Raw genomic sequence first — 22,717 nt, forward strand, 5'->3', positions numbered from 1 at the left:
AGGAAAGGCCTTGAAAGACCTACTGAATTTGCTGAAAAACCAGGGTCAAGTCGAAGAGTTCGACGCCATCCGTATCGGATTGGCCTCGCCTGAGATGATCCGCTCGTGGTCGTTCGGTGAAGTTAAAAAGCCGGAAACCATCAACTACCGTACGTTCAAACCTGAGCGTGACGGTCTGTTCTGCGCCAAGATCTTTGGCCCGGTAAAGGATTACGAGTGCCTGTGCGGTAAGTACAAGCGCTTGAAGCACCGTGGTGTGATCTGCGAGAAGTGCGGCGTTGAAGTTGCACTGGCCAAGGTTCGTCGTGAGCGCATGGCGCACATCGAACTGGCTTCGCCGGTCGCCCACATCTGGTTCCTGAAATCGCTGCCGTCCCGTATCGGCCTGCTGATGGACATGACCCTGCGTGATATCGAACGCGTTCTCTACTTCGAGAGCTATGTCGTTATCGACCCGGGCATGACCACCCTTGAAAAAGGTCAGCTGCTGAACGATGAGCAGTACTTCGAAGCGCTGGAAGAGTTCGGTGACGACTTCGACGCCCGCATGGGTGCAGAAGCTGTCCGTGAACTGCTGCACGCTATCGACCTGGAGCACGAGATTGGCCGTCTGCGCGAAGAGATTCCGCAAACCAACTCGGAAACCAAGATCAAGAAGCTGTCCAAGCGTCTGAAGTTGATGGAAGCCTTCCAGGGTTCCGGCAACCTGCCAGAGTGGATGGTGCTGACCGTTCTGCCGGTTCTGCCGCCAGATCTGCGTCCACTGGTCCCGCTGGATGGCGGTCGCTTCGCGACTTCCGACCTCAACGATCTGTATCGTCGAGTGATCAACCGTAACAACCGTTTGAAGCGCCTGCTGGATCTGTCCGCTCCGGACATCATCGTGCGCAACGAAAAGCGTATGTTGCAGGAAGCTGTCGATGCACTGCTCGACAACGGTCGTCGTGGCCGCGCTATCACCGGTTCGAACAAGCGTCCTCTGAAATCCCTGGCTGACATGATCAAGGGTAAGCAAGGTCGTTTCCGTCAGAACTTACTCGGTAAGCGTGTTGACTACTCCGGTCGTTCGGTAATTACCGTAGGTCCGACCCTGCGTCTGCACCAGTGCGGTCTGCCGAAGAAGATGGCTCTCGAGCTGTTCAAACCGTTCATTTTCGGCAAGCTGGAAATGCGTGGTCTCGCGACCACCATCAAAGCGGCCAAGAAAATGGTCGAGCGCGAACTGCCAGAGGTTTGGGACGTTCTCGCTGAAGTGATTCGCGAACACCCGGTTCTTCTCAACCGTGCGCCGACCCTTCACCGTCTGGGTATCCAGGCGTTTGAACCGGTACTGATCGAAGGTAAGGCTATCCAGCTGCACCCTCTGGTCTGCGCCGCGTACAACGCCGACTTCGACGGCGACCAAATGGCCGTGCACGTACCGCTGACGCTGGAAGCCCAGCTCGAAGCGCGTGCGTTGATGATGTCGACCAACAACATTCTGTCGCCAGCCAACGGTGAGCCAATCATCGTTCCGTCGCAGGACGTTGTATTGGGTCTGTACTACATGACTCGTGAAGCGATCAACGCCAAGGGCGAAGGTCGAGTATTCGCGGATCTGCAGGAAGTTGACCGTGTGTTCCGTGCCGGCGAAGCCGCACTGCACGCCAAGGTCAAGGTTCGTATCAACGAAACCGTCAACGACCGTGACGGCAACAGCGTGAGCGGTACCCGTATCGTCGACACCACTGTCGGCCGTGCGCTGCTGTTCCAGGTTGTGCCAAAAGGTCTGTCGTACGACGTCGTCAACCTGCCGATGAAGAAAAAGGCGATCTCCAAGCTGATCAACCAGTGCTACCGCGTGGTTGGTCTGAAAGAGACCGTGATTTTCGCTGACCAGTTGATGTACACCGGTTTCGCTTACTCGACCATCTCCGGCGTTTCCATCGGTGTTAACGACTTCGTTATCCCGGACGAAAAAGCCCGCATCATCGGTGCAGCCACCGACGAAGTGAAAGAGATCGAGAGCCAGTACGCCTCCGGCCTGGTAACCCAGGGCGAGAAGTACAACAAAGTGATCGACCTTTGGTCGAAGGCGAACGACGAAGTTTCCAAGGCGATGATGGCCAACCTCTCCAAAGAGAAAGTCATCGACCGTCACGGCAATGAAGTCGACCAAGAGTCCTTCAACTCGATGTACATGATGGCCGACTCGGGTGCGCGGGGTTCCGCAGCACAGATTCGTCAGCTGGCCGGTATGCGTGGTCTGATGGCCAAGCCGGACGGTTCCATCATTGAAACGCCGATTACTGCGAACTTCCGTGAAGGTCTGAGCGTACTCCAGTACTTCATCTCGACTCACGGTGCTCGTAAAGGTCTGGCGGATACCGCATTGAAAACCGCGAACTCCGGTTACCTGACTCGTCGTCTGGTAGACGTGGCGCAGGATCTGGTTGTAACCGAGATCGATTGCGGCACCGAACACGGTCTGCTGATGACTCCGCACATTGAAGGCGGTGACGTTGTAGAGCCGTTGGGTGAGCGCGTATTGGGTCGTGTTATTGCCCGTGACGTATTCAAGCCAGGCACCGAGGACGTCATCGTTCCTGCCGGTACTCTGGTAGACGAGAAGTGGGTCGAGTTCATCGAGCTGAACAGCATCGACGAAGTGATCGTGCGTTCGCCGATCAGCTGCGAAACCCGCTATGGCATTTGCGCCAAGTGCTACGGCCGTGATCTGGCGCGTGGTCACCAAGTGAACATCGGTGAAGCGGTCGGCGTTATCGCTGCCCAGTCCATCGGTGAGCCGGGTACCCAGCTGACGATGCGTACGTTCCACATCGGTGGTGCGGCAAGCCGTACTTCCGCTGCCGACAGCGTTCAGGTGAAGAATGGCGGTACTGTCCGTCTGCACAACCTGAAACACGTTGAGCGTGTGGATGGCCATCTGGTTGCTGTGTCCCGTTCCGGTGAGCTGGCAATCGCTGATGACTTCGGTCGTGAGCGCGAGCGTTACAAGCTGCCGTACGGTGCCGTGATTTCGGTTAAAGAAGGTGACAAGGTCGACGCTGGCGCAATCGTGGCCAAGTGGGATCCGCACACTCACCCGATCGTTACCGAAATGAAAGGTACCGTGACCTACGTGGGCATGGAAGAAGGCATCACGATCAAGCGTCAGACTGACGAATTGACCGGTATGACCAACATTGAAGTACTCGACGCGAAAGATCGTCCAGCTGCGGGCAAGGAAATCCGTCCAGCAGTGAAGATGGTCGACGACAACGGCAAGGATCTGTTGCTGCCAGGCACTGACGTTATCGCTCAGTACTTCCTGCCAGCCAACGCCCTGGTCGGTGTTGCTGACGGTGCGAAGATTGCGATCGGTGATGTTATCGCTCGTATCCCGCAAGAAACTTCGAAGACTCGCGACATCACCGGTGGTCTGCCGCGTGTTGCCGACCTGTTCGAAGCTCGTCGTCCGAAGGAAGCGTCGATTCTGGCTGAAGTCAGCGGCACCATCGCGTTCGGTAAAGAGACCAAGGGCAAGCGCCGTCTGGTCATTACCCCGAACGACGGTAGCGATCCGTACGAAGAGCTGATTCCGAAGTGGCGTCACCTGAACGTGTTCGAAGGCGAACAGGTAAACCGCGGCGAAGTTATCTCCGACGGTCCAAGCGATCCGCACGACATCCTGCGTCTGCTGGGTGTGAGCGCGCTGGCCAAGTACATCGTGAACGAGATCCAGGACGTTTACCGTCTGCAAGGCGTGAAGATCAACGACAAGCACATCGAGACCATCCTGCGTCAGATGCTGCGTAAAGTTGAGATCTCCGAGTCCGGCGATTCCAGCTTCATCAAGGGCGACCAGATGGAACTGACTCACGTTCTGGTAGAGAACGAGCGTCTGAGCGCGGAAGACAAGTTTGTCTCCAAGTTCACCCGCGTTCTGCTGGGTATCACCAAGGCGTCGTTGTCCACCGAATCGTTCATCTCGGCGGCTTCCTTCCAGGAAACCACTCGCGTACTGACCGAAGCGGCAGTCACCGGCAAGCGCGATTACCTGCGCGGCCTGAAAGAAAACGTGGTTGTGGGTCGTCTGATCCCGGCCGGTACCGGTCTGGCTTATCACAGCGAGCGCAAGCGTCGCCGTGATGCAGACAAGCCGTTGCGCGTAAGCGCCAGTGAAGTGGAAGCTGCACTGACCGAAGCGCTGAACTCGAGCGGTAACTGAGTTCTGCGGTAAATAAGCTGAGGCCCTGATCGCTCCGTTCGTCGAATCGAGACAAATTGTCAAGGTTCGACGGGCGGGGAGGTCGGGGCCTTGCCTTGACTGGGGGCAAGATCCTCTTTAGACTCTTGATCCCCTAAATTTGGCGGGAATCCGTTCCTGCCATTTTGCTTTTCTTGCAAGACAATAGCGTCGCAAGACAACAGTGGAGCTAGTAGATGGCAACTATCAACCAGCTGGTACGTCAGCCGCGTAAGCGTATCGTCGAGAAATCCGACGTGCCTGCGCTGCAGAACTGCCCGCAACGTCGTGGCGTGTGCACCCGTGTGTACACCACTACGCCGAAAAAACCTAACTCGGCACTGCGTAAAGTATGCCGTGTGCGTCTGACCAACGGTTTCGAGGTTTCCTCGTACATCGGTGGTGAAGGCCACAACCTGCAAGAGCACAGCGTGGTACTGATCCGCGGCGGTCGTGTAAAAGACTTGCCAGGTGTTCGTTACCACACCGTTCGCGGCTCCTTGGATACTTCCGGCGTTAAAGGCCGTAACCAGGGTCGTTCGAAGTACGGTACCAAGCGTCCGAAGTAATCGGCCGTTTTGCAGATTTTCATTTTATTGAGTCGATAAGAGTAAGGTCGGGCTTGCATCCACTGGATCTGTCCCGAACTAACCTGAAGACCGCTTGAGGGCTTATCATGCCAAGACGTCGCGTAGCAGCAAAGCGTGAGATTCTGGACGATCCGAAATACGGAAGCCAGATCCTCGCCAAATTCATGAACCACGTTATGGAAAGCGGCAAGAAAGCCGTTGCCGAGCGTATCGTTTATGGTGCCCTGGAAACCGTGAAGGCTCGTAAGGCCGGCACCGATCCCCTGGAACTCTTCGAAAAAGCACTCGACGCCATCGCTCCGCTGGTCGAAGTGAAGTCGCGCCGCGTTGGTGGTGCTACTTACCAGGTTCCGGTCGAGGTTCGTCCTTCCCGCCGTAACGCTCTGGCAATGCGCTGGTTGGTAGACTTCGCCCGTAAGCGTGGCGAGAAGTCTATGGCTCTGCGCTTGGCTGGCGAACTGCTGGATGCTGCTGAAGGTAAAGGTGCTGCTGTTAAGAAGCGTGAAGACGTGCACCGTATGGCCGAAGCCAACAAAGCTTTCTCGCACTACCGCTTCTAATTTTAGCTTCACTAATTTTGCGAGGGCTTTATGGCTCGTACTACTCCGATTAGTCGCTACCGTAACATCGGTATCGTCGCTCACGTGGATGCTGGTAAAACCACCACCACCGAGCGCGTCCTTTTTTACACCGGCAAAAGTCACAAAATGGGCGAGGTGCATGACGGCGCCGCGACCACAGACTGGATGGTGCAGGAGCAGGAGCGTGGTATTACCATTACTTCTGCTGCTATCACCGCCTTCTGGAAAGGTTCCGAGAAGCAGTATGCGCATGAGCACCGCTTCAACGTTATCGATACCCCAGGCCACGTAGACTTCACTATTGAAGTTGAGCGTTCCCTGCGCGTACTCGACGGCGCTGTCGTTGTATTCTGCGGTACTTCGGGTGTTGAGCCTCAGTCGGAAACCGTATGGCGTCAAGCCAACAAATACGGCGTTCCACGTCTTGTTTACGTAAACAAGATGGACCGTGCTGGTGCCAACTTCCTGCGCGTGATCGGTCAGATCAAACAGCGTCTGGGTCACACTCCGGTGCCGATTCAGCTGGCTATCGGTTCGGAAGATAACTTCCAGGGCCAGATCGACCTGATCAACATGCAGGCTGTTTACTGGAACGACTCTGACAAGGGTATGGTTCCTGTTCGCAAGGAAATCCCTGCGGACATGCTCGAGCTCGCCACCGAATGGCGCAGCAACATGGTTGAGGCTGCGGCCGAAGCCAGCGAAGAGCTGATGAACAAGTACCTGGAAGGCGAAGAGCTGTCGATCGAAGAGGTCAAGGCCGCTCTGCGTCAGCGCACTATCGCTGGCGAAATCGTTCTGGCTGTGTGCGGTTCGTCGTTCAAGAACAAGGGTGTTCCCCTGGTTCTCGACGCCGTTATCGACTTCCTGCCTGCTCCAACCGACATTCCTGCGATCAAGGGTTCCAACCCTGATAACGAGGAAGAGGAAATGGAGCGTCACGCAAGTGACGACGAGCCGTTCGCGGCACTGGCGTTCAAAATCGCTACCGACCCATTCGTGGGTACCTTGACCTTCGTCCGCGTTTACTCGGGCGTGTTGAACTCCGGCGACGGCGTGATTAACTCGGTTAAAGGTAAAAAAGAGCGCGTGGGTCGTATGGTGCAAATGCACGCAAACGCCCGTGAAGAGATCAAGGAAGTACGCGCTGGCGACATCGCGGCCCTGATCGGCATGAAGGACGTCACCACTGGTGAAACCCTCTGCAACGCTGACAAGCCAATCATCCTGGTTCGTATGGACTTCCCGGAGCCGGTTATTTCGGTTGCCGTAGAGCCTAAGACCAAGGATGACCAGGAAAAAATGGGTATCGCTCTGGGCAAACTGGCTCAGGAAGACCCGTCTTTCCGCGTTAAGACTGATGAAGAGACTGGTCAGACGATCATCTCCGGCATGGGCGAGCTGCACCTGGACATCCTGGTTGACCGGATGCGCCGTGAGTTCAACGTCGAAGCCAACATCGGCAAGCCTCAAGTTTCGTACCGTGAGCGCATCACGAAGAACTGCGAAATCGAAGGCAAGTTCGTTCGCCAGTCCGGCGGTCGTGGCCAGTTCGGCCACTGCTGGATCCGTTTTGCTCCTGCTGACGAAGGTCAGGAAGGTCTGCAATTCGTGAACGAAGTAGTAGGTGGTGTGGTTCCTAAGGAATACATCCCGGCTATCCAGAAGGGTATCGAAGAGCAGATGAAGAACGGCGTTGTTGCCGGCTATCCGCTGATCGGCCTGAAGGCTACCGTGTTCGATGGTTCTTACCACGACGTCGACTCCAACGAGATGGCGTTCAAGGTGGCTGCTTCCATGGCGACCAAGCAACTGGCCCAGAAGGGTGGCGGTGAGTTGCTCGAGCCGATCATGGCGGTAGAGGTTGTTACGCCTGAAGACTATATGGGTGATGTAATGGGCGACCTTAACCGTCGTCGCGGCATGATCCAGGGTATGGAAGACACAGTGTCCGGCAAGGTTATCCGTGCCGAGGTTCCACTGGGTGAGATGTTCGGTTATGCGACCGACGTTCGTTCCATGTCTCAGGGTCGCGCAAGCTACTCTATGGAATTCAAAAAATACGATACGGCTCCGTCGCACATCGTCGAATCCGTAACCAAAAAACAAGGCTGATTCAGCCCCTTTAGGCTAGGAGTTAATTGTCGTGGCTAAAGAAAAATTTGATCGTTCCCTACCGCACGTCAACGTTGGCACCATCGGTCACGTTGACCACGGTAAAACCACTCTGACCGCTGCTCTGACTCGCGTCTGCTCCGAAGTTTTCGGTTCGGCCGTAGTTGAATTCGACAAGATCGACAGCGCTCCAGAAGAAAAAGCTCGCGGTATCACCATCAACACCGCACACGTTGAGTACAACTCGCTGATCCGTCACTACGCTCACGTTGACTGCCCAGGTCACGCTGACTATGTGAAGAACATGATCACCGGTGCTGCTCAAATGGACGGCGCTATCCTGGTTTGCTCGGCCGCTGATGGTCCGATGCCACAAACCCGTGAGCACATCCTGCTGTCCCGTCAGGTAGGCGTTCCGTACATCGTGGTTTTCCTGAACAAGGCTGACCTGGTAGACGACGCTGAGCTGCTGGAACTGGTTGAGATGGAAGTTCGCGACCTGCTGTCCACCTACGACTTCCCGGGCGATGACACTCCAATCATCATCGGTTCGGCTCGTATGGCGCTGGAAGGCAAAGACGATAACGAGATGGGCACCACTGCCGTCAAGAAACTGGTTGAGACTCTGGACAGCTACATCCCAGAACCAGTTCGTATGATCGACAAGCCATTCCTGATGCCAATCGAAGACGTATTCTCGATCTCGGGTCGTGGTACTGTTGTGACTGGTCGTATCGAGCGCGGTATCGTTCGCGTTCAAGATGCACTGGAAATCGTTGGTCTGCGCGACACCACCACCACCACCTGCACCGGTGTTGAAATGTTCCGCAAACTGCTCGACGAAGGTCGTGCTGGCGAGAACTGCGGCGTTCTGCTGCGTGGTACCAAGCGTGACGACGTTGAGCGTGGTCAGGTTCTGGTCAAACCAGGTTCGGTTAAGCCGCACACCAAGTTCACCGCAGAAGTTTACGTTCTGAGCAAGGAAGAAGGCGGTCGTCACACTCCGTTCTTCAAAGGCTACCGTCCACAGTTCTACTTCCGTACTACTGACGTGACTGGTAACTGCGAGCTGCCAGAAGGCGTTGAAATGGTAATGCCAGGTGACAACATTCAGATGACTGTTACCCTGATCAAAACCATCGCGATGGAAGACGGTCTGCGTTTCGCTATCCGTGAAGGCGGTCGTACCGTCGGCGCTGGCGTCGTAGCCAAAATCATCGAGTAATTCTCTTTTATAGAGTCTGCTTGATGAATTGAAAAAGCCCCCGCTCAGCGGGGGCTTTTTTATTGGGTTGACACCTATCTGGGGCGTCTATAGAATTGCGCCTCCTTTTAACGGGCGTATTGCGCCCGGTGGGAATAGCAGCCGGAGTCTGAAATCCAATGCAAAATCAGCAAATCCGTATCAGGTTGAAGGCTTTTGACCATCGCCTGATCGACCAATCAACCCAGGAAATCGTGGAAACCGCGAAACGTACTGGTGCTCAAGTGCGTGGTCCAATTCCACTGCCTACCCGTAAAGAGCGGTTCACCGTTCTGGTTTCCCCGCACGTCAACAAAGACGCGCGTGACCAGTACGAAATCCGCACTCATAAGCGCGTTCTGGACATCGTCCAGCCAACGGATAAAACCGTTGATGCTCTTATGAAGCTTGATCTTGCGGCCGGTGTGGAAGTGCAGATCAGCCTCGGCTAAGACTCGGTCTTGGTCGTGTAACGCTCTGAAATGGGCGGCCATAGCGGGTGAAAGCCCCGTACACTCATGAGGTTTACAACATGACTATTGGTGTAGTCGGTCGTAAATGCGGTATGACCCGTATTTTCACCGAAGAAGGTGTCTCCATTCCGGTCACGGTCATTGAGATCGAGCCGAATCGCGTCACCCAGTTCAAAACTGAAGAGACCGATGGCTATCGTGCAGTGCAAGTCACTGTCGGCGAGCGTCGTGCTTCGCGTGTAACAGCAGCTCAGGCTGGCCACTTCGCTAAAGCGAACGTTGCCGCTGGTCGCACTACCATGGAATTCCGTCTTGAAGAAGGCGAGTACCAGGCTGGCGATCTGATCAACGCTGAAATCTTCGCCGCTGGTCAACTGGTTGATGTAACCGGTCAGTCCAAAGGTAAAGGCTTCCAGGGTACGATCAAGCGTTGGAATTTCCGCGGGCAAGATAACACCCACGGTAACTCCGTATCCCACCGCGTCCCAGGCTCTATCGGCCAGTGCCAGACTCCTGGTCGTGTATTCAAGGGCAAAAAAATGTCCGGTCATATGGGCGCTGAGCGCGTGACCGTGCAGTCCCTGGAAGTAGTGCGCGTGGACGCTGAACGCAATCTGTTGTTGGTCAAGGGCGCTGTTCCTGGCGCTACTGGCGGCAACCTGGTTGTACGTCCAGCAGCCAAGGCTCGCGGTTAAGGGGAAGCTGACATGCAATTAAATGTAAATGACGCTCAAGCGATCGAAGTTTCCGAACTGACATTTGGCGGCGAATTCAACGAGACGCTGGTTCACCAAGCAGTCGTGGCCTACATGGCCGGCGGCCGTCAAGGTAGCAAGCAGCAAAAGACCCGTTCCGACGTTCGTGGTGGCGGCAAGCGCCCATGGCGTCAGAAAGGTACTGGCCGTGCTCGTGCCGGTACTATCCGTAGCCCAATCTGGCGTGGCGGCGGTACCACTTTCGCAGCTCGTCCACAGGATCACTCCCAGAAGCTGAACAAGAAGATGTATCGCGCAGCAATGCGTTCCATCCTTGCTGAGCTGGTGCGTACTGATCGTCTGGTCGTGGTTCAGGATTTCGCTGTTGAAACTCCGAAAACCAAAGATCTGCTGGGCAAGCTGAACAACATGAGCCTGACCGATGTTCTCATCGTGTCGGACGCTGTTGATCAGAACCTGTACCTGGCTGCTCGTAACCTGCCACACGTAGATGTACGTGACGTGCAAGGTTCCGATCCAGTTAGTCTGATCGCATACGACAAGGTGTTGATCACCGTGTCGGCCGTGAAGAAATTCGAGGAGCTGCTGGGATGAACCAGGAACGCGTATTTAAAGTTCTGCTTGGCCCGCACGTTTCCGAGAAGGCTACGGTTCTGGCAGACAAGAAAGGCCAGTTCGTTTTCAAGGTTGCTACTGATGCAACCAAGCTGGAAATCAAGAAGGCCGTCGAAAGCCTGTTCAGCGTGAAAGTAGAGCGCGTCACTACCCTGAACGTTCTGGGTAAGAGCAAGCGCACTGCTCGCGGTCTGGGCAAGCGTAATGACTGGAAGAAGGCAGTTATCTCCCTTCAGCCAGGCCAAGATCTCGATTTCAGCAGCAGTGCTGAGTAAGGAAGGGGTGCATCATGGCAATCGTTAAATGCAAACCGACTTCCCCTGGCCGCCGTTTTGTGGTCAAGGTGGTCAACCAGGAGCTGCATAAAGGCGCTCCTCACGCACCGCTGCTCGAGAAAAAATCGAAGACTGGTGGTCGTAACAACAATGGCCGTATTACCACTCGTCACATCGGTGGTGGTCATAAGCAGCATTACCGTATGGTCGATTTCCGTCGCAACGACAAAGATGGCATCGTCGCCACTGTCGAGCGTATCGAATACGATCCAAACCGTACTGCTCACATCGCACTGCTGTGCTACGCAGACGGCGAGCGCCGCTACATCATCGCCCCTAAAGGCGTGAGTGCTGGCGACCAGCTGATCGCAGGCGCTCTGGCTCCAATCAAGCCAGGCAACGCTCTGCAACTGCGCAACATTCCAGTCGGTTCTACCGTACACGGCATCGAACTGAAGCCAGGTAAAGGCGCACAGATCGCTCGTTCCGCTGGTGCTTCGGCTCAGCTGATCGCTCGTGAAGGCGTGTACGTTACCCTGCGTCTGCGTTCCGGTGAAATGCGTAAAGTCCTGGCTGAATGCCGTGCGACCCTGGGCGAAGTCTCGAACTCCGAGCACAGCCTGCGTTCGCTGGGTAAAGCTGGTGCCAAACGCTGGCGTGGCGTTCGCCCAACCGTTCGTGGTGTTGCCATGAACCCGGTTGACCACCCACATGGTGGTGGTGAAGGTCGTACCTCTGGTGGTCGTCATCCGGTATCGCCATGGGGCTTCCCGACTAAGGGCGCGAAGACTCGTGGTAATAAGCGTACCGACAAAATGATCGTCCGTCGTCGCAAGTAAATAGAGGGATACGACAGTGCCACGTTCTCTGAAAAAAGGTCCTTTTATTGATCTTCACCTACTGAAGAAGATCGAAGTGGCGGCGGAAAAGAACGATCGCAAACCAATTAAAACCTGGTCGCGTCGTTCGATGATCCTGCCACAAATGGTCGGTCTGACCATCGCAGTACACAACGGCCGTCAGCACGTCCCAGTTCTCGTGAACGAAGACATGGTTGGCCATAAACTGGGCGAGTTCGCCGGTACCCGCACTTATCGTGGGCACGTGGCTGACAAGAAAGCCAAGCGTTAAGGGGTAAGGAAATGGAAGTAGCCGCTAAGTTGTCGGGCGCTCGAATCTCCGCCCAGAAAGCCCGCTTGGTCGCCGACCAGATCCGCGGGAAGAAGGTGGGCGAAGCGCTCAACCTGTTGGCTTTCAGCAGTAAGAAAGCCGCCGAGATCATGAAAAAAGTGCTGGAGTCGGCCGTAGCCAACGCCGAGCATAACGAAGGCGCAGACGTTGATGACCTGAAGGTCAGCACCGTTTTCGTCAACGAAGGGCGTTCGCTGAAGCGCATCATGCCACGTGCCAAAGGCCGTGCTGATCGCATCGTCAAGCGGTCTTGCCATATCACTGTCAAGGTTGCTGACAAGTAACGGAGTCGAAGAGATGGGTCAGAAAGTACATCCCATTGGCATTCGCCTGGGAATCGTCAAGGAGCACACCTCCGTCTGGTACGCAGACGGTCGGACTTATGCGGACTACTTGTTCGCTGATCTGAAGGTGCGTGAGTATCTCCAAGACAAACTAAAAAGCGCGTCCGTAAGCCGTATCGATATCCATCGTCCGGCCCAAACTGCACGTATCACCATCCACACCGCTCGTCCAGGTATCGTTATCGGGAAGAAAGGTGAAGATGTTGAGAAACTGCGTCAGGACCTGACCAAGCAAATGGGTGTGCCTGTGCACATCAATATCGAAGAGATCCGCAAGCCGGAACTCGACGGTATGCTGGTTGCGCAGAGCGTAGCTCAGCAGCTGGAGCGTCGCGTAATGTTCCGTCGCGCTATGAAGCGCGCAGTACAGAACGCCATGCGCATTGGTGCCAAAGGCATCAAAATCCAAGTGAGCGGTCGTCTCGGCGGTGCTGAAATCGCACGTACTGAATGGTATCGCGAAGGTCGTGTGCCACTGCACACCCTGCGTGCCGACATCGACTATGCCAACTACGAAGCTCACACCACTTATGGTGTGATCGGTGTAAAGGTTTGGATCTTCAAAGGCGAAGTAATTGGTGGTCGCCAAGAAGAGCTGAAGCCACAAGCACCAGCGCCTCGTAAAAAAGCTGCTAAGTAAGGGGTACGCCAAATGTTGCAACCAAAGCGTACGAAGTTCCGCAAGCAGATGACCGGCCACAACCGTGGTCTGGCACTGCGCGGTAGCAAAGTCAGCTTCGGCGAGTTCGCGCTGAAGTCTGTTGCTCGTGGTCGTCTCACCGCTCGTCAGATCGAGTCAGCGCGTCGTGCTCTGACCCGTCACGTAAAACGTGGCGGCAAGATCTGGATCCGTGTATTCCCGGACAAGCCGATCTCCAAAAAACCTCTCGAGGTTCGTATGGGTAAAGGTAAGGGTAACGTGGAGTACTGGGTTGCCCAGATTCAGCCAGGTAAAGTCCTGTATGAGATCGAGGGTGTTTCTGAAGAGCTGGCGCGTGAGGCTTTCGCCCTGGCTGCTGCAAAGCTGCCGCTCGCCACCTCCTTTGTTAAACGGACGGTGATGTGATGAAAGCGAATGAACTTCGTGAAAAATCCGCACAGCAGCTGAACGAGCAACTGCTCGGCTTGCTGCGCGACCAGTTCAATCTGCGCATGCAGAAAGCAACTGGCCAGTTGGGGCAGTCTCATCTGCTCTCGCAAGTTAAGCGTGACATCGCTCGCGTGAAGACTGTGCTCAACCAGCAGGCAGGTAAGTGATCATGGCTGAAGCCGAAAAAACTGTCCGTACGCTGACTGGCCGTGTTGTCAGCGACAAGATGGACAAAACCATCACCGTTCTGATCGAGCGTCGCGTTAAGCACCCGATCTACGGTAAATACGTTAAGCGTTCGACTAAGCTGCACGCGCACGACGAAACCAATCAGTGCCACATCGGCGACAAAGTCACTATTCGTGAAACTCGTCCGATGGCCAAGACCAAGTCTTGGGCGCTGGTTGATGTTCTCGAACGCGCTGTGGAAGTCTAAGGGCTAGGGGTCGGAGAAATTATATGATTCAGACTCAATCCATGCTCGATGTGGCCGATAACAGCGGCGCTCGCCGCGTTATGTGCATCAAGGTGCTGGGTGGCTCCCATCGTCGTTACGCTGGTATCGGTGACATCATCAAAGTTACCGTGAAGGAAGCAATTCCTCGCGGTAAGGTGAAAAAAGGCCAAGTGATGACTGCTGTTGTAGTCCGCACTCGTCACGGCGTACGTCGTGCTGATGGCTCCATTATCCGCTTTGATGGCAACGCTGCTGTTCTTCTGAACAACAAGCAAGAGCCGATCGGCACCCGTATCTTTGGGCCAGTGACCCGTGAACTTCGTACTGAGAAGTTCATGAAGATCGTCTCGCTCGCCCCAGAAGTGCTGTAAGGAGATCCGACATGCAAAAGATTCGTCGTGACGACGAGATCATCGTGATCGCCGGCAAAGACAAAGGTAAGCGCGGTAAGGTGCTGAAGGTTCTTGCTGACAACCGTCTGGTTGTTGGTGGTCTGAACCTGGTCAAGCGTCATACCAAGCCTAACCCGATGTCGGGCGTACAGGGCGGTATCGTCGAGAAAGAAGCGCCACTGCACGCTTCCAACGTCGCCATCTTCAACGGCGAAACCAACAAGGCTGACCGCGTTGGTTTCAAAGTAGAAGACGGTAAGAAAATTCGTGTCTTCAAGTCGACCCAAAAAGCGGTTGATGCTTGAACACTGCTAGGTAGAAGACCATGGCACGACTAAAAGAGATTTACCGGAAGGAAATCGCTCCGAAACTTAAGGAAGAACTTAAGCTTTCGAACGTGATGGAAGTTCCGCGCGTTACCAAAATCACCCTGAACATGGGTCTGGGCGAAGCGATCGGCGACAAAAAAGTCATCGAGCACGCTGTTGCTGACCTGGAAAAGATCACCGGCCAAAAAGTCGTTGTGACCTACGCTCGTAAATCCATCGCTGGCTTTAAAGTCCGTGAAGGATGGCCGATCGGCGTCAAGGTGACTCTGCGCCGTGAGCGTATGTACGAGTTCCTGGATCGTCTGCTGTCGATCTCCCTGCCTCGGGTTCGCGACTTCCGCGGCCTGAATGCCAAGTCCTTCGATGGTCGTGGCAACTACAGCATGGGCGTGAAAGAGCAGATCATTTTCCCGGAAATCGACTACGACAAGATCGATGCTCTCCGCGGTCTGGACATTACCCTGACCACCACTGCCAAGAACGATGATGAAGGCCGCGCTCTGCTGCGTGCTTTCAAATTCCCGTTCCGCAACTGATTGGAGTAGGAAAATGGCCAAGAAGAGCATGAAAAACCGTGAGCTGAAGCGTCAGCTCACTGTTGCCAAGTACGCCACCAAGCGTGCAGCGCTGAAAGCTATCATCGTCGATCTGAACGCAAGTCCAGAAGCGCGTTGGGAAGCTACCGTAGCTCTGCAGAAGCAACCACGTGACGCAAGCGCTTCGCGCATGCGTAACCGTTGCCGCCTGACTGGTCGTCCGCACGGCGTTTACCGCAAGTTCGGCCTGGGCCGTAACAAACTGCGTGAAGCGGCAATGCGTGGTGACGTTCCAGGTCTGGTTAAAGCCAGCTGGTAATCGCTGTCAAAGCCTTGATGGTCGGGGTCGCAAGAACCTGACCATCGGTGGCCTTGAATCTGAATCAAGCCCCTTTTGGGGCTTGATTCATTTCTGGGGTGTGTCTAGAATGACCGGCTCGCCTGAGCCCGTGTTTTTCATGCCCGGAGTTTCTCGGCGACAAGTAGTAGCCGCAAGGCTAATTTTTCTGTATTAGGAGCGTCTAGCCCATGAGTATGCAGGACCCGTTAGCGGACATGCTAACTCGAATCCGTAATGCCCAGATGGCTGAAAAGTCCGTCGTAAGCATGCCTTCTTCCACGTTGAAGGTGGCTGTAGCTAAAGTCCTGAAGGACGAAGGTTACATCGCGGGTTATCAGATCAGCAGCGAAACCAAACCACTGCTGTCTATCGAGCTGAAATATTTCGAAGGCCGTCCGGTTATCGAAGAAGTCAAGCGCGTTAGCCGTCCAGGCCTGCGTCAGTACAAGTCCGTCGAAGATCTGCCTAAAGTACGTGGCGGTCTCGGTGTGTCTATCGTCTCCACCAACAAAGGTGTGATGACTGATCGTGCTGCGCGCGCTGCCGGTGTCGGCGGCGAAGTTCTTTGCACTGTGTTCTAAGGGGGGATAAGCATGTCTCGCGTCGCTAAGAACCCCGTTAAGCTGCCAGCCGGTGTCGAAGTAAAATTCGCAGGCCAACAGCTTTCGGTGAAGGGTGCCAAGGGTACTCTTGAACTGAACATCCATTCGTCCGTTGAGATCGTTGAAGAAGCTGGTGAGCTGCGTTTCGCTGCTCGCAATGGCGATCAACAGACTCGCGCAATGGCCGGTACCACGCGTGCGTTGGTAAACAACATGGTCCAAGGCGTAAGCCAAGGCTTCGAGCGCAAGCTCCAGCTGGTCGGTGTTGGTTACAAGGCGCAAGCAAAAGGTCAGGTGCTGAACCTGGCTCTTGGCTTCTCGCACCCAGTGGATTACGAACTGCCGGAAGGCATCACCGCTGAGACTCCTAGCCAGACCGATATCCTGATCAAGGGCATCGACAAGCAGCTGGTAGGTCAAGTGGCCGCCGAGATCCGCGACTTCCGTCCACCAGAGCCGTACAAAGGCAAAGGTGTGCGCTACGCGGACGAAGTCGTCCGTCGTAAAGAAGCCAAGAAGAAGTAGGGCATAGCAAATGACCGACAAAAAAGTTACTCGACTGCGTCGCGCTCGCAAAGCACGCCTGAAAATGCACGAACTCGAAGTCGTGCGTCTCTGCGTGTTCCGCTCTTCGCAGCACATCTACGCCCAGGTCATTTCGGCCGACGGCAACAAAGTCCTGGCAAGCGCCTCGACTTTGGATAAAGAACTGCGTGATGGCGCCACTGGCAACATCGACGCGGCCACTAAGGTTGGCCAGCTGGTCGCTACGCGTGCTAAGGCCGCTGGCGTCTCGCAGGTGGCTTTCGACCGCTCTGGCTTCAAGTACCACGGCCGCGTTAAAGCGCTGGCTGATGCTGCTCGTGAAGCTGGGCTGGAGTTCTAAGTTATGTCAAATAACGACCAAAAGCGCGACGAAGGCTACATCGAGAAGCTGGTTCAAGTTAACCGCGTAGCCAAAACCGTTAAAGGCGGCCGTATCTTCACTTTCACCGCGTTGACCGTGGTTGGTGATGGTAAAGGGCGTGTTGGCTTCGGCCGTGGCAAGTCGCGTGAAGTGCCTGCTGCGATCCAGAAGGCAATGGAAGCTGCTCGCCGCAACATGATCCAAGTTGACCTGAACGGCACTACCCTGCAGTACGCAATGAAGTCCGCTCACGGCGCTTCGAAGGTGTACATGCAGCCTGCTTCTGAAGGTACCGGTATCATCGCTGGCGGCGCTATGCGTGCTGTCCTCGAAGTTGCTGGCGTTCAGAACGTTCTGGCCAAGTGCTACGGCTCGACTAACCCGGTAAACGTGGTTCACGCCACTTTCAAGGGTCTGAAAGCCATGCAATCTCCTGAGTCCATCGCTGCCAAGCGTGGCTTGACTGTCAAGGAGATCTTCTGATCATGGCTACCGTTAAAGTAACGCTGATCAAAAGCATGACCGGCCGCATCCCTAACCACAAACTGTGCGTTAAGGGTCTGGGTCTGCGTCGCATCGGTCACACTGTAGAAGTCCAGGATACTCCCGAGAATCGCGGGATGATCAACAAGGCCTACTACATGCTGCGTGTCGAGGGTTAATCGATGAAACTCAATGATCTGAGTCCAGCGCCGGGTTCCCGTCGCGAAAAGCATCGTCCGGGCCGTGGTATCGGTAGCGGTTTGGGTAAGACTGGTGGCCGCGGCCACAAAGGTCAAACCTCCCGCTCCGGTGGCACCATTGCTCCAGGCTTTGAAGGCGGTCAACAGCCGCTGCATCGTCGCCTGCCGAAGTTCGGTTTCGTTTCCCTGAAAGCCATGGACCGCGCAGAAGTGCGTCTGTCCGAGCTGGCTAAAGTGGAAGGCGACATCGTCACCGTGCAGTCCCTGAAAGATGCCAACGTGATCAACGTCAACGTACAGCGTGTGAAAATCATGCTGTCCGGTGAAGTGACTCGCGCTGTCACTATCGGCAAGGGAATCGGCGCCACCAAAGGTGCGCGTGCGGCTATCGAAGCAGCTGGCGGCAAGTTCGAGGAATAAATGGCTAAGCAAGGTGCTCTCTCTGCGCTCGGCAAAGGCGGTATGTCTGAACTCTGGGCTCGTCTGCGTTTTCTGTTCCTGGCGATTATCGTCTACCGAATAGGCGCACACATCCCGGTTCCAGGTATCAACCCTGACCGACTCGCAGACCTGTTTCGACAGAATGAGGGGACCATTCTTAGCTTGTTCAACATGTTCTCCGGCGGCGCGCTGGAACGGATGAGCATCTTTGCACTGGGGATCATGCCGTACATTTCGGCATCGATCATCATGCAACTGATGACAGCCGTCAGCCCGCAGCTGGAGCAGTTGAAGAAGGAAGGTGAAGCTGGCCGTCGCAAGATCAGCCAGTACACCCGCTACGGCACCGTCGTCCTCGCTCTCGTTCAGGCTATTGGCATGTCCATTGGTCTGGCGGGGCAGGGCGTTGCGTTCACTGGTGACTTTGGCTTCCATTTCGTCGCGGTATCCACTTTTGTGGCTGGTGCGATGTTCATGATGTGGCTGGGTGAGCAGATTACTGAGCGTGGTGTAGGCAACGGTATCTCGATGTTGATTTTTTCGGGTATCGTCGCCGGTCTTCCGAGAGCAATCGGGCAGTCTTTCGAGTCTGCGCGTCAGGGTGATATCAATATCTTCGCCTTGGTTGCCATCGGTTTGCTGGCAGTAGCGATTATCGGTTTCGTGGTGTTCATTGAGCGTGGTCAGCGTCGTATCGCTGTTCACTACGCCAAGCGTCAGCAGGGCCGCAAGGTTTTTGCTGCGCAGACAAGCCACTTGCCGCTGAAGGTGAACATGGCCGGCGTTATTCCGGCTATTTTCGCGAGCAGCATTTTGCTGTTCCCGGCTTCGTTGGGTGCCTGGTTTGGTCAGTCTGAAGGTATGGGCTGGTTGCAGGACATCTCGCAGTCGATCGCTCCTGGTCAGCCGTTGAATATTCTGCTGTTTAGTGCAGGGATTATTTTCTTCTGCTTCTTCTATACGGCGTTGATGTTCAATCCGAAAGACGTAGCGGAAAACCTGAAGAAGTCCGGTGCCTTTATTCCGGGCATCCGTCCAGGTGAGCAGTCTGCGCGCTACATTGATGGCGTACTGACTCGCTTGACCATGTTCGGTGCTCTTTACATGACGGCCGTGTGCCTGTTGCCCCAGTTCCTGGTGGTTGCAGCAAACGTTCCGTTCTACCTTGGCGGGACCTCGTTGCTGATCGTGGTCGTGGTTGTGATGGACTTCATGTCCCAAGTACAATCGCACCTCGTTTCGCACCAGTACGAATCCCTGATGAAGAAAGCCAACCTGAAGGGTTACGGCAGCGGCATGTTGCGCTGAGTACCCATAAGGTTCGAGGAGTTGGTGATGAAAGTTCGTGCATCGGTGAAAAAGCTGTGCCGTAACTGCAAGATTATTCGCCGCGAAGGTGTTGTTCGAGTAATTTGCAGCGCGGAACCGCGTCACAAACAGCGCCAAGGCTGAGTGTGATTGTGCTTCAAGCCCGGCAGCTAGTGCGCTGCCGGGTTGATTATTTGTTATTACAGCGATATTATCTCGCGCCCTATTTCTTGGCTTCCGGGGCGTAGGTAGCTGTCAATTGGAGTCCCACTGAATGGCCCGTATTGCAGGCGTTAACATTCCAGATAACAAGCATACTGTTATCTCGCTGACCTACATCTATGGTGTTGGTCGCACTACTGCGCAGAAAATCTGTGCAGACACTGGGGTAAACCCAGCAGCAAAGATCAAAGATCTGAGCGACGAGCAAATTGAACAGCTGCGTGGCGAAGTGGCGAAGTTCACCACTGAAGGTGACCTGCGTCGCGAAATCAACATGAAAATCAAGCGCTTGATGGACCTCGGTTGCTATCGCGGTCTGCGTCATCGTCGCGGTCTTCCAGTACGCGGTCAGCGTACCAAGACCAACGCGCGTACCCGTAAAGGTCCGCGTAAGCCGATCCGCAAGTAATCGCCCCAGCGAATCGACAGGAATTTAATCATGGCAAAACCTGCTGCTCGTCCTCGTAAAAAAGTTAAAAAGACAGTGGTTGATGGCATCGCCCACATCCATGCTTCTTTTAACAACACCATCGTGACCATTACCGACCGTCAAGGTAACGCTCTTTCCTGGGCTACCTCCGGTGGTTCGGGTTTCCGCGGTTCCCGCAAGTCCACCCCGTTCGCTGCTCAAGTAGCTGCTGAGCGTGCTGGTCAAGCTGCGCTGGAATACGGCCTGAAAAACCTCGACGTTAACGTCAAGGGTCCAGGTCCAGGTCGTGAATCCGCAGTCCGCGCTTTGAACGGCTGTGGCTACAAGATCGCCAGCATCACCGACGTGACGCCAATCCCGCACAACGGGTGCCGTCCGCCGAAGAAGCGCCGCGTGTAATCCAGGAGATTGTAAAGAATGGCTCGTTACATTGGTCCAAAATGCAAACTCGCTCGTCGCGAAGGCACCGATCTCTTCTTGAAGAGCGGCGTGCGCGCGATCGAATCGAAGTGCAACATTGAAGCAGCACCTGGTATCCACGGCCAACGCCGCGGTCGCCAGTCCGACTACGGCACCCAACTGCGTGAAAAGCAGAAGGTCCGTCGTATTTACGGCGTTCTCGAGCGTCAGTTCAGCGGCTACTACAAAGAAGCTGCTGGCAAGAAAGGTGCAACCGGTGAAAACCTGCTGCAACTGCTCGAATGCCGTCTGGACAACGTTGTATACCGTATGGGCTTTGGTTCGACTCGTGCCGAATCCCGTCAGCTGGTATCGCACAAGTCGATCAGCGTTAACGGTCAGACCGTAAACGTTCCGTCGTATCAGGTTCGTGCTGGTGACGTGGTCGCAGTTCGCGAGAAAGCAAAAAACCAACTTCGCATTGTCCAAGCTCTCGATCTGTGTGCCCAACGTGGCCGCGTAGAATGGGTAGAAGTAGACACTGAGAAGAAGTCGGGCGTTTTCAAGAACGTTCCTGCTCGCAGTGATCTGTCCGCCGACATCAACGAAAGCCTGATTGTCGAGCTCTACTCCAAGTAAGGGCTAGAAAATAGGTGCATCCATGCAGATTTCGGTAAATGAGTTCCTGACACCCCGCCACATTGATGTGCAGGTTGTCAGTCCAACCCGCGCCAAGATCACTCTCGAGCCTCTCGAGCGTGGTTTTGGCCACACCCTGGGCAACGCGCTGCGCCGCATCCTGTTGTCCTCAATGCCCGGCTGCGCAGTAGTCGAGGCCGAGATTGACGGTGTGCTCCACGAGTACAGCGCCATCGAAGGTGTACAGGAAGACGTAATTGAAATCCTGTTGAACCTTAAAGGTCTGGCCATCAAGCTGCACGGTCGTGACGAAGTTACGCTGACCTTGTCGAAGAAGGGTTCGGGGGTGGTTACCGCTGCCGATATTCAGCTGGATCATGATGTCGAGATCGTTAACCCCGATCACGTAATCGCTAACCTGGCGTCTAACGGCGCCCTGAACATGAAGCTCACCGTAGCTCGTGGTCGTGGTTATGAACCAGCCGACTCGCGTCAGAGCGATGAAGATGAAAGCCGCAGCATTGGTCGCTTGCAGCTTGACTCTTCGTTCAGCCCGGTTCGCCGTATCGCATACGTGGTGGAAAACGCCCGTGTCGAGCAGCGTACCAACCTGGACAAGCTGGTTATTGATCTGGAAACCAACGGTACTCTGGATCCTGAAGAGGCTATCCGCCGCGCTGCAACCATCCTGCAACAGCAGTTGGCTGCGTTCGTCGACCTCAAAGGTGACAGTGAGCCAGTGGTTGTCGAGCAGGAAGACGAGATCGATCCGATCCTGCTTCGCCCGGTTGACGATCTGGAACTGACTGTACGTTCGGCTAACTGCCTTAAGGCGGAAAACATCTACTACATCGGTGACCTGATTCAGCGTACCGAAGTAGAGCTGTTGAAGACTCCGAACCTGGGCAAGAAATCCTTGACTGAAATCAAGGACGTTCTGGCCTCCCGCGGTCTGTCCCTCGGCATGCGCCTCGACAACTGGCCGCCTGCAAGTCTTAAGAAGGACGACAAGGCGACTGCCTGATCGTCGTAATCACCGAACGTAGTGTTTGGTAAGGAATGAACCATGCGTCATCGTAAAAGTGGGCGTCACCTGAGCCGCACCAGCTCGCACCGCAAGGCCATGTTCCAAAACATGGCGGTGTCGTTGTTCGAGCACGAGCTGATCAAGACTACTCTGCCAAAAGCCAAAGAACTGCGCCGCGTTGCCGAGCCGCTGATCACTCTGGCCAAGACAGACAGCCTGGCTAACCGCCGTCTGGCTTTCGACCGTACTCGTTCGAAAGCTATCGTTGGTAAGCTCTTCAACGACCTGGGCAAGCGTTACGCTACCCGTGAGGGTGGCTACCTGCGCATCCTCAAGTGCGGTTTCCGCGCTGGCGACAACGCGCCTATGGCGTACGTCGAGTTGGTTGATCGTGCTACTGCTGGCGAAGCTGTATCCGCCGAGTAAGACGTCAGTCTGAAACGAAAAACCGGGCCTAGTGCCCGGTTTTTTGTGTCCGCAAGAAAAAGCGCTGTTCGTACAAGATTTTGACATTGTTCAGTTGTCACTATGTGCTGGGAAACAT

Annotated in this window: 33 protein-coding genes; all 33 read left to right on the forward strand. The window is 55.1% G+C overall.

The genetic code is table 11. The features are described from left to right. Positions 1–10 precede the first annotated feature (10 nt). The 33 genes from rpoC (at position 11) to rplQ (ending at position 22,599) form a co-directional block, all read left to right on the forward strand. Positions 11–4,210, forward strand: a complete 4,200-nt coding sequence (gene rpoC / locus JFU48_RS10205; RefSeq protein ID WP_003228747.1) for a DNA-directed RNA polymerase subunit beta' — start codon at positions 11–13, stop codon at positions 4,208–4,210. Between the two features lie 215 nt (positions 4,211–4,425). After that, positions 4,426–4,797 (forward strand): 30S ribosomal protein S12, encoded by a 372-nt coding sequence (gene rpsL / locus JFU48_RS10210; RefSeq protein WP_003186084.1) that lies wholly within the window; start codon positions 4,426–4,428, stop codon positions 4,795–4,797. Between the two features lie 107 nt (positions 4,798–4,904). After that, positions 4,905–5,378 carry a 30S ribosomal protein S7 gene (gene rpsG / locus JFU48_RS10215; RefSeq protein WP_003228745.1) on the forward strand — a complete coding sequence of 158 codons (474 nt, stop codon included), beginning with the start codon at positions 4,905–4,907 and terminating at the stop codon, positions 5,376–5,378. A gap of 30 nt (positions 5,379–5,408) precedes the next feature. Further along, entirely contained in the window at positions 5,409–7,514 is a 2,106-nt protein-coding gene (gene fusA, locus JFU48_RS10220; protein ID WP_201136443.1) for an elongation factor G, read from the forward strand. Between the two features lie 31 nt (positions 7,515–7,545). Further along, positions 7,546–8,739 (forward strand): elongation factor Tu, encoded by a 1,194-nt coding sequence (gene tuf, locus JFU48_RS10225; protein ID WP_024164425.1) that lies wholly within the window; start codon positions 7,546–7,548, stop codon positions 8,737–8,739. Between the two features lie 158 nt (positions 8,740–8,897). After that, positions 8,898–9,209, forward strand: coding sequence for a 30S ribosomal protein S10 (gene rpsJ, locus JFU48_RS10230; protein ID WP_003186070.1), 312 nt, complete (start codon positions 8,898–8,900; stop codon positions 9,207–9,209). 80 nt (positions 9,210–9,289) lie between these two features. Then, positions 9,290–9,925: a 50S ribosomal protein L3 gene (gene rplC / locus JFU48_RS10235; protein ID WP_003228738.1), complete on the forward strand. Its 636-nt coding sequence runs from the start codon at positions 9,290–9,292 to the stop codon at positions 9,923–9,925. A 12-nt stretch (positions 9,926–9,937) separates the two neighbouring features. Then, the gene (rplD, locus tag JFU48_RS10240) at positions 9,938–10,540 is read left to right on the forward strand and encodes a 50S ribosomal protein L4 (RefSeq protein WP_003228735.1); all 603 of its coding nucleotides are present in this window, start codon (positions 9,938–9,940) and stop codon (positions 10,538–10,540) included. Then, positions 10,537–10,836, forward strand: a complete 300-nt coding sequence (gene rplW / locus JFU48_RS10245; RefSeq protein WP_002555488.1) for a 50S ribosomal protein L23 — start codon at positions 10,537–10,539, stop codon at positions 10,834–10,836. Before rplD ends, rplW begins: the two co-directional genes overlap by 4 nt. A gap of 14 nt (positions 10,837–10,850) precedes the next feature. Further along, positions 10,851–11,675 carry a 50S ribosomal protein L2 gene (gene rplB / locus JFU48_RS10250; RefSeq protein ID WP_003228734.1) on the forward strand — a complete coding sequence of 275 codons (825 nt, stop codon included), beginning with the start codon at positions 10,851–10,853 and terminating at the stop codon, positions 11,673–11,675. Positions 11,676–11,691: 16 nt separating this feature from the next. Further along, the gene (gene rpsS, locus JFU48_RS10255) at positions 11,692–11,967 is read left to right on the forward strand and encodes a 30S ribosomal protein S19 (RefSeq protein WP_003228731.1); all 276 of its coding nucleotides are present in this window, start codon (positions 11,692–11,694) and stop codon (positions 11,965–11,967) included. An 11-nt stretch (positions 11,968–11,978) separates the two neighbouring features. After that, on the forward strand, positions 11,979–12,311 hold the full coding sequence (gene rplV, locus JFU48_RS10260; protein ID WP_003103908.1) for a 50S ribosomal protein L22: 333 nt from the start codon (positions 11,979–11,981) through the stop codon (positions 12,309–12,311). 13 nt (positions 12,312–12,324) lie between these two features. Next, positions 12,325–13,011 (forward strand): 30S ribosomal protein S3, encoded by a 687-nt coding sequence (gene rpsC / locus JFU48_RS10265; protein WP_003176422.1) that lies wholly within the window; start codon positions 12,325–12,327, stop codon positions 13,009–13,011. 12 nt (positions 13,012–13,023) lie between these two features. After that, positions 13,024–13,437 carry a 50S ribosomal protein L16 gene (gene rplP, locus JFU48_RS10270; protein ID WP_003228729.1) on the forward strand — a complete coding sequence of 138 codons (414 nt, stop codon included), beginning with the start codon at positions 13,024–13,026 and terminating at the stop codon, positions 13,435–13,437. Next, the gene (gene rpmC / locus JFU48_RS10275; RefSeq protein WP_002555481.1) at positions 13,437–13,628 is read left to right on the forward strand and encodes a 50S ribosomal protein L29; all 192 of its coding nucleotides are present in this window, start codon (positions 13,437–13,439) and stop codon (positions 13,626–13,628) included. The genes rplP and rpmC overlap by 1 nt, the downstream gene beginning before the upstream one ends. Positions 13,629–13,630: 2 nt before the next feature. After that, on the forward strand, positions 13,631–13,897 hold the full coding sequence (rpsQ, locus tag JFU48_RS10280; protein ID WP_003194644.1) for a 30S ribosomal protein S17: 267 nt from the start codon (positions 13,631–13,633) through the stop codon (positions 13,895–13,897). 23 nt (positions 13,898–13,920) lie between these two features. Further along, a complete protein-coding gene (gene rplN, locus JFU48_RS10285) occupies positions 13,921–14,289 on the forward strand; it encodes a 50S ribosomal protein L14 (RefSeq protein WP_002555479.1) in 369 nt (122 codons plus the stop codon). Positions 14,290–14,300: 11 nt separating this feature from the next. After that, positions 14,301–14,615: a 50S ribosomal protein L24 gene (gene rplX / locus JFU48_RS10290; RefSeq protein WP_003186046.1), complete on the forward strand. Its 315-nt coding sequence runs from the start codon at positions 14,301–14,303 to the stop codon at positions 14,613–14,615. A 20-nt stretch (positions 14,616–14,635) separates the two neighbouring features. After that, the gene (gene rplE / locus JFU48_RS10295) at positions 14,636–15,175 is read left to right on the forward strand and encodes a 50S ribosomal protein L5 (RefSeq protein ID WP_003210069.1); all 540 of its coding nucleotides are present in this window, start codon (positions 14,636–14,638) and stop codon (positions 15,173–15,175) included. A 13-nt stretch (positions 15,176–15,188) separates the two neighbouring features. Next, positions 15,189–15,494 carry a 30S ribosomal protein S14 gene (rpsN, locus tag JFU48_RS10300; protein ID WP_003228726.1) on the forward strand — a complete coding sequence of 102 codons (306 nt, stop codon included), beginning with the start codon at positions 15,189–15,191 and terminating at the stop codon, positions 15,492–15,494. Between the two features lie 209 nt (positions 15,495–15,703). After that, a complete protein-coding gene (gene rpsH, locus JFU48_RS10305) occupies positions 15,704–16,096 on the forward strand; it encodes a 30S ribosomal protein S8 (protein WP_003228724.1) in 393 nt (130 codons plus the stop codon). Between the two features lie 12 nt (positions 16,097–16,108). Continuing rightward, a complete protein-coding gene (gene rplF / locus JFU48_RS10310) occupies positions 16,109–16,642 on the forward strand; it encodes a 50S ribosomal protein L6 (RefSeq protein WP_003228722.1) in 534 nt (177 codons plus the stop codon). Between the two features lie 10 nt (positions 16,643–16,652). Further along, entirely contained in the window at positions 16,653–17,003 is a 351-nt protein-coding gene (rplR, locus tag JFU48_RS10315; protein ID WP_003186037.1) for a 50S ribosomal protein L18, read from the forward strand. A gap of 3 nt (positions 17,004–17,006) precedes the next feature. Then, on the forward strand, positions 17,007–17,507 hold the full coding sequence (gene rpsE / locus JFU48_RS10320) for a 30S ribosomal protein S5 (protein ID WP_003176409.1): 501 nt from the start codon (positions 17,007–17,009) through the stop codon (positions 17,505–17,507). A gap of 2 nt (positions 17,508–17,509) precedes the next feature. Next, positions 17,510–17,686, forward strand: a complete 177-nt coding sequence (gene rpmD, locus JFU48_RS10325) for a 50S ribosomal protein L30 (protein WP_003176408.1) — start codon at positions 17,510–17,512, stop codon at positions 17,684–17,686. Between the two features lie 3 nt (positions 17,687–17,689). Then, entirely contained in the window at positions 17,690–18,127 is a 438-nt protein-coding gene (rplO, locus tag JFU48_RS10330) for a 50S ribosomal protein L15 (RefSeq protein ID WP_003228720.1), read from the forward strand. Continuing rightward, on the forward strand, positions 18,128–19,456 hold the full coding sequence (secY, locus tag JFU48_RS10335; protein WP_003228718.1) for a preprotein translocase subunit SecY: 1,329 nt from the start codon (positions 18,128–18,130) through the stop codon (positions 19,454–19,456). Between the two features lie 27 nt (positions 19,457–19,483). Beyond that, positions 19,484–19,600: a 50S ribosomal protein L36 gene (gene rpmJ / locus JFU48_RS10340; protein ID WP_002555468.1), complete on the forward strand. Its 117-nt coding sequence runs from the start codon at positions 19,484–19,486 to the stop codon at positions 19,598–19,600. Positions 19,601–19,730: 130 nt separating this feature from the next. Further along, positions 19,731–20,087, forward strand: coding sequence for a 30S ribosomal protein S13 (gene rpsM / locus JFU48_RS10345; RefSeq protein WP_008374135.1), 357 nt, complete (start codon positions 19,731–19,733; stop codon positions 20,085–20,087). A gap of 30 nt (positions 20,088–20,117) precedes the next feature. Continuing rightward, positions 20,118–20,507 carry a 30S ribosomal protein S11 gene (gene rpsK / locus JFU48_RS10350; protein WP_002555466.1) on the forward strand — a complete coding sequence of 130 codons (390 nt, stop codon included), beginning with the start codon at positions 20,118–20,120 and terminating at the stop codon, positions 20,505–20,507. Between the two features lie 18 nt (positions 20,508–20,525). Continuing rightward, positions 20,526–21,146: a 30S ribosomal protein S4 gene (gene rpsD / locus JFU48_RS10355; RefSeq protein ID WP_003176404.1), complete on the forward strand. Its 621-nt coding sequence runs from the start codon at positions 20,526–20,528 to the stop codon at positions 21,144–21,146. Positions 21,147–21,168: 22 nt separating this feature from the next. Then, positions 21,169–22,170, forward strand: coding sequence for a DNA-directed RNA polymerase subunit alpha (locus JFU48_RS10360; RefSeq protein ID WP_003186012.1), 1,002 nt, complete (start codon positions 21,169–21,171; stop codon positions 22,168–22,170). Between the two features lie 42 nt (positions 22,171–22,212). Further along, positions 22,213–22,599, forward strand: a complete 387-nt coding sequence (gene rplQ / locus JFU48_RS10365; RefSeq protein WP_003176402.1) for a 50S ribosomal protein L17 — start codon at positions 22,213–22,215, stop codon at positions 22,597–22,599. The last annotated feature ends 118 nt before the right edge of the window (positions 22,600–22,717 follow it).

The organism is Pseudomonas sp. TH49, assembly GCF_016650625.1.
Lineage (GTDB): Bacteria > Pseudomonadota > Gammaproteobacteria > Pseudomonadales > Pseudomonadaceae > Aquipseudomonas > Aquipseudomonas fluorescens_H.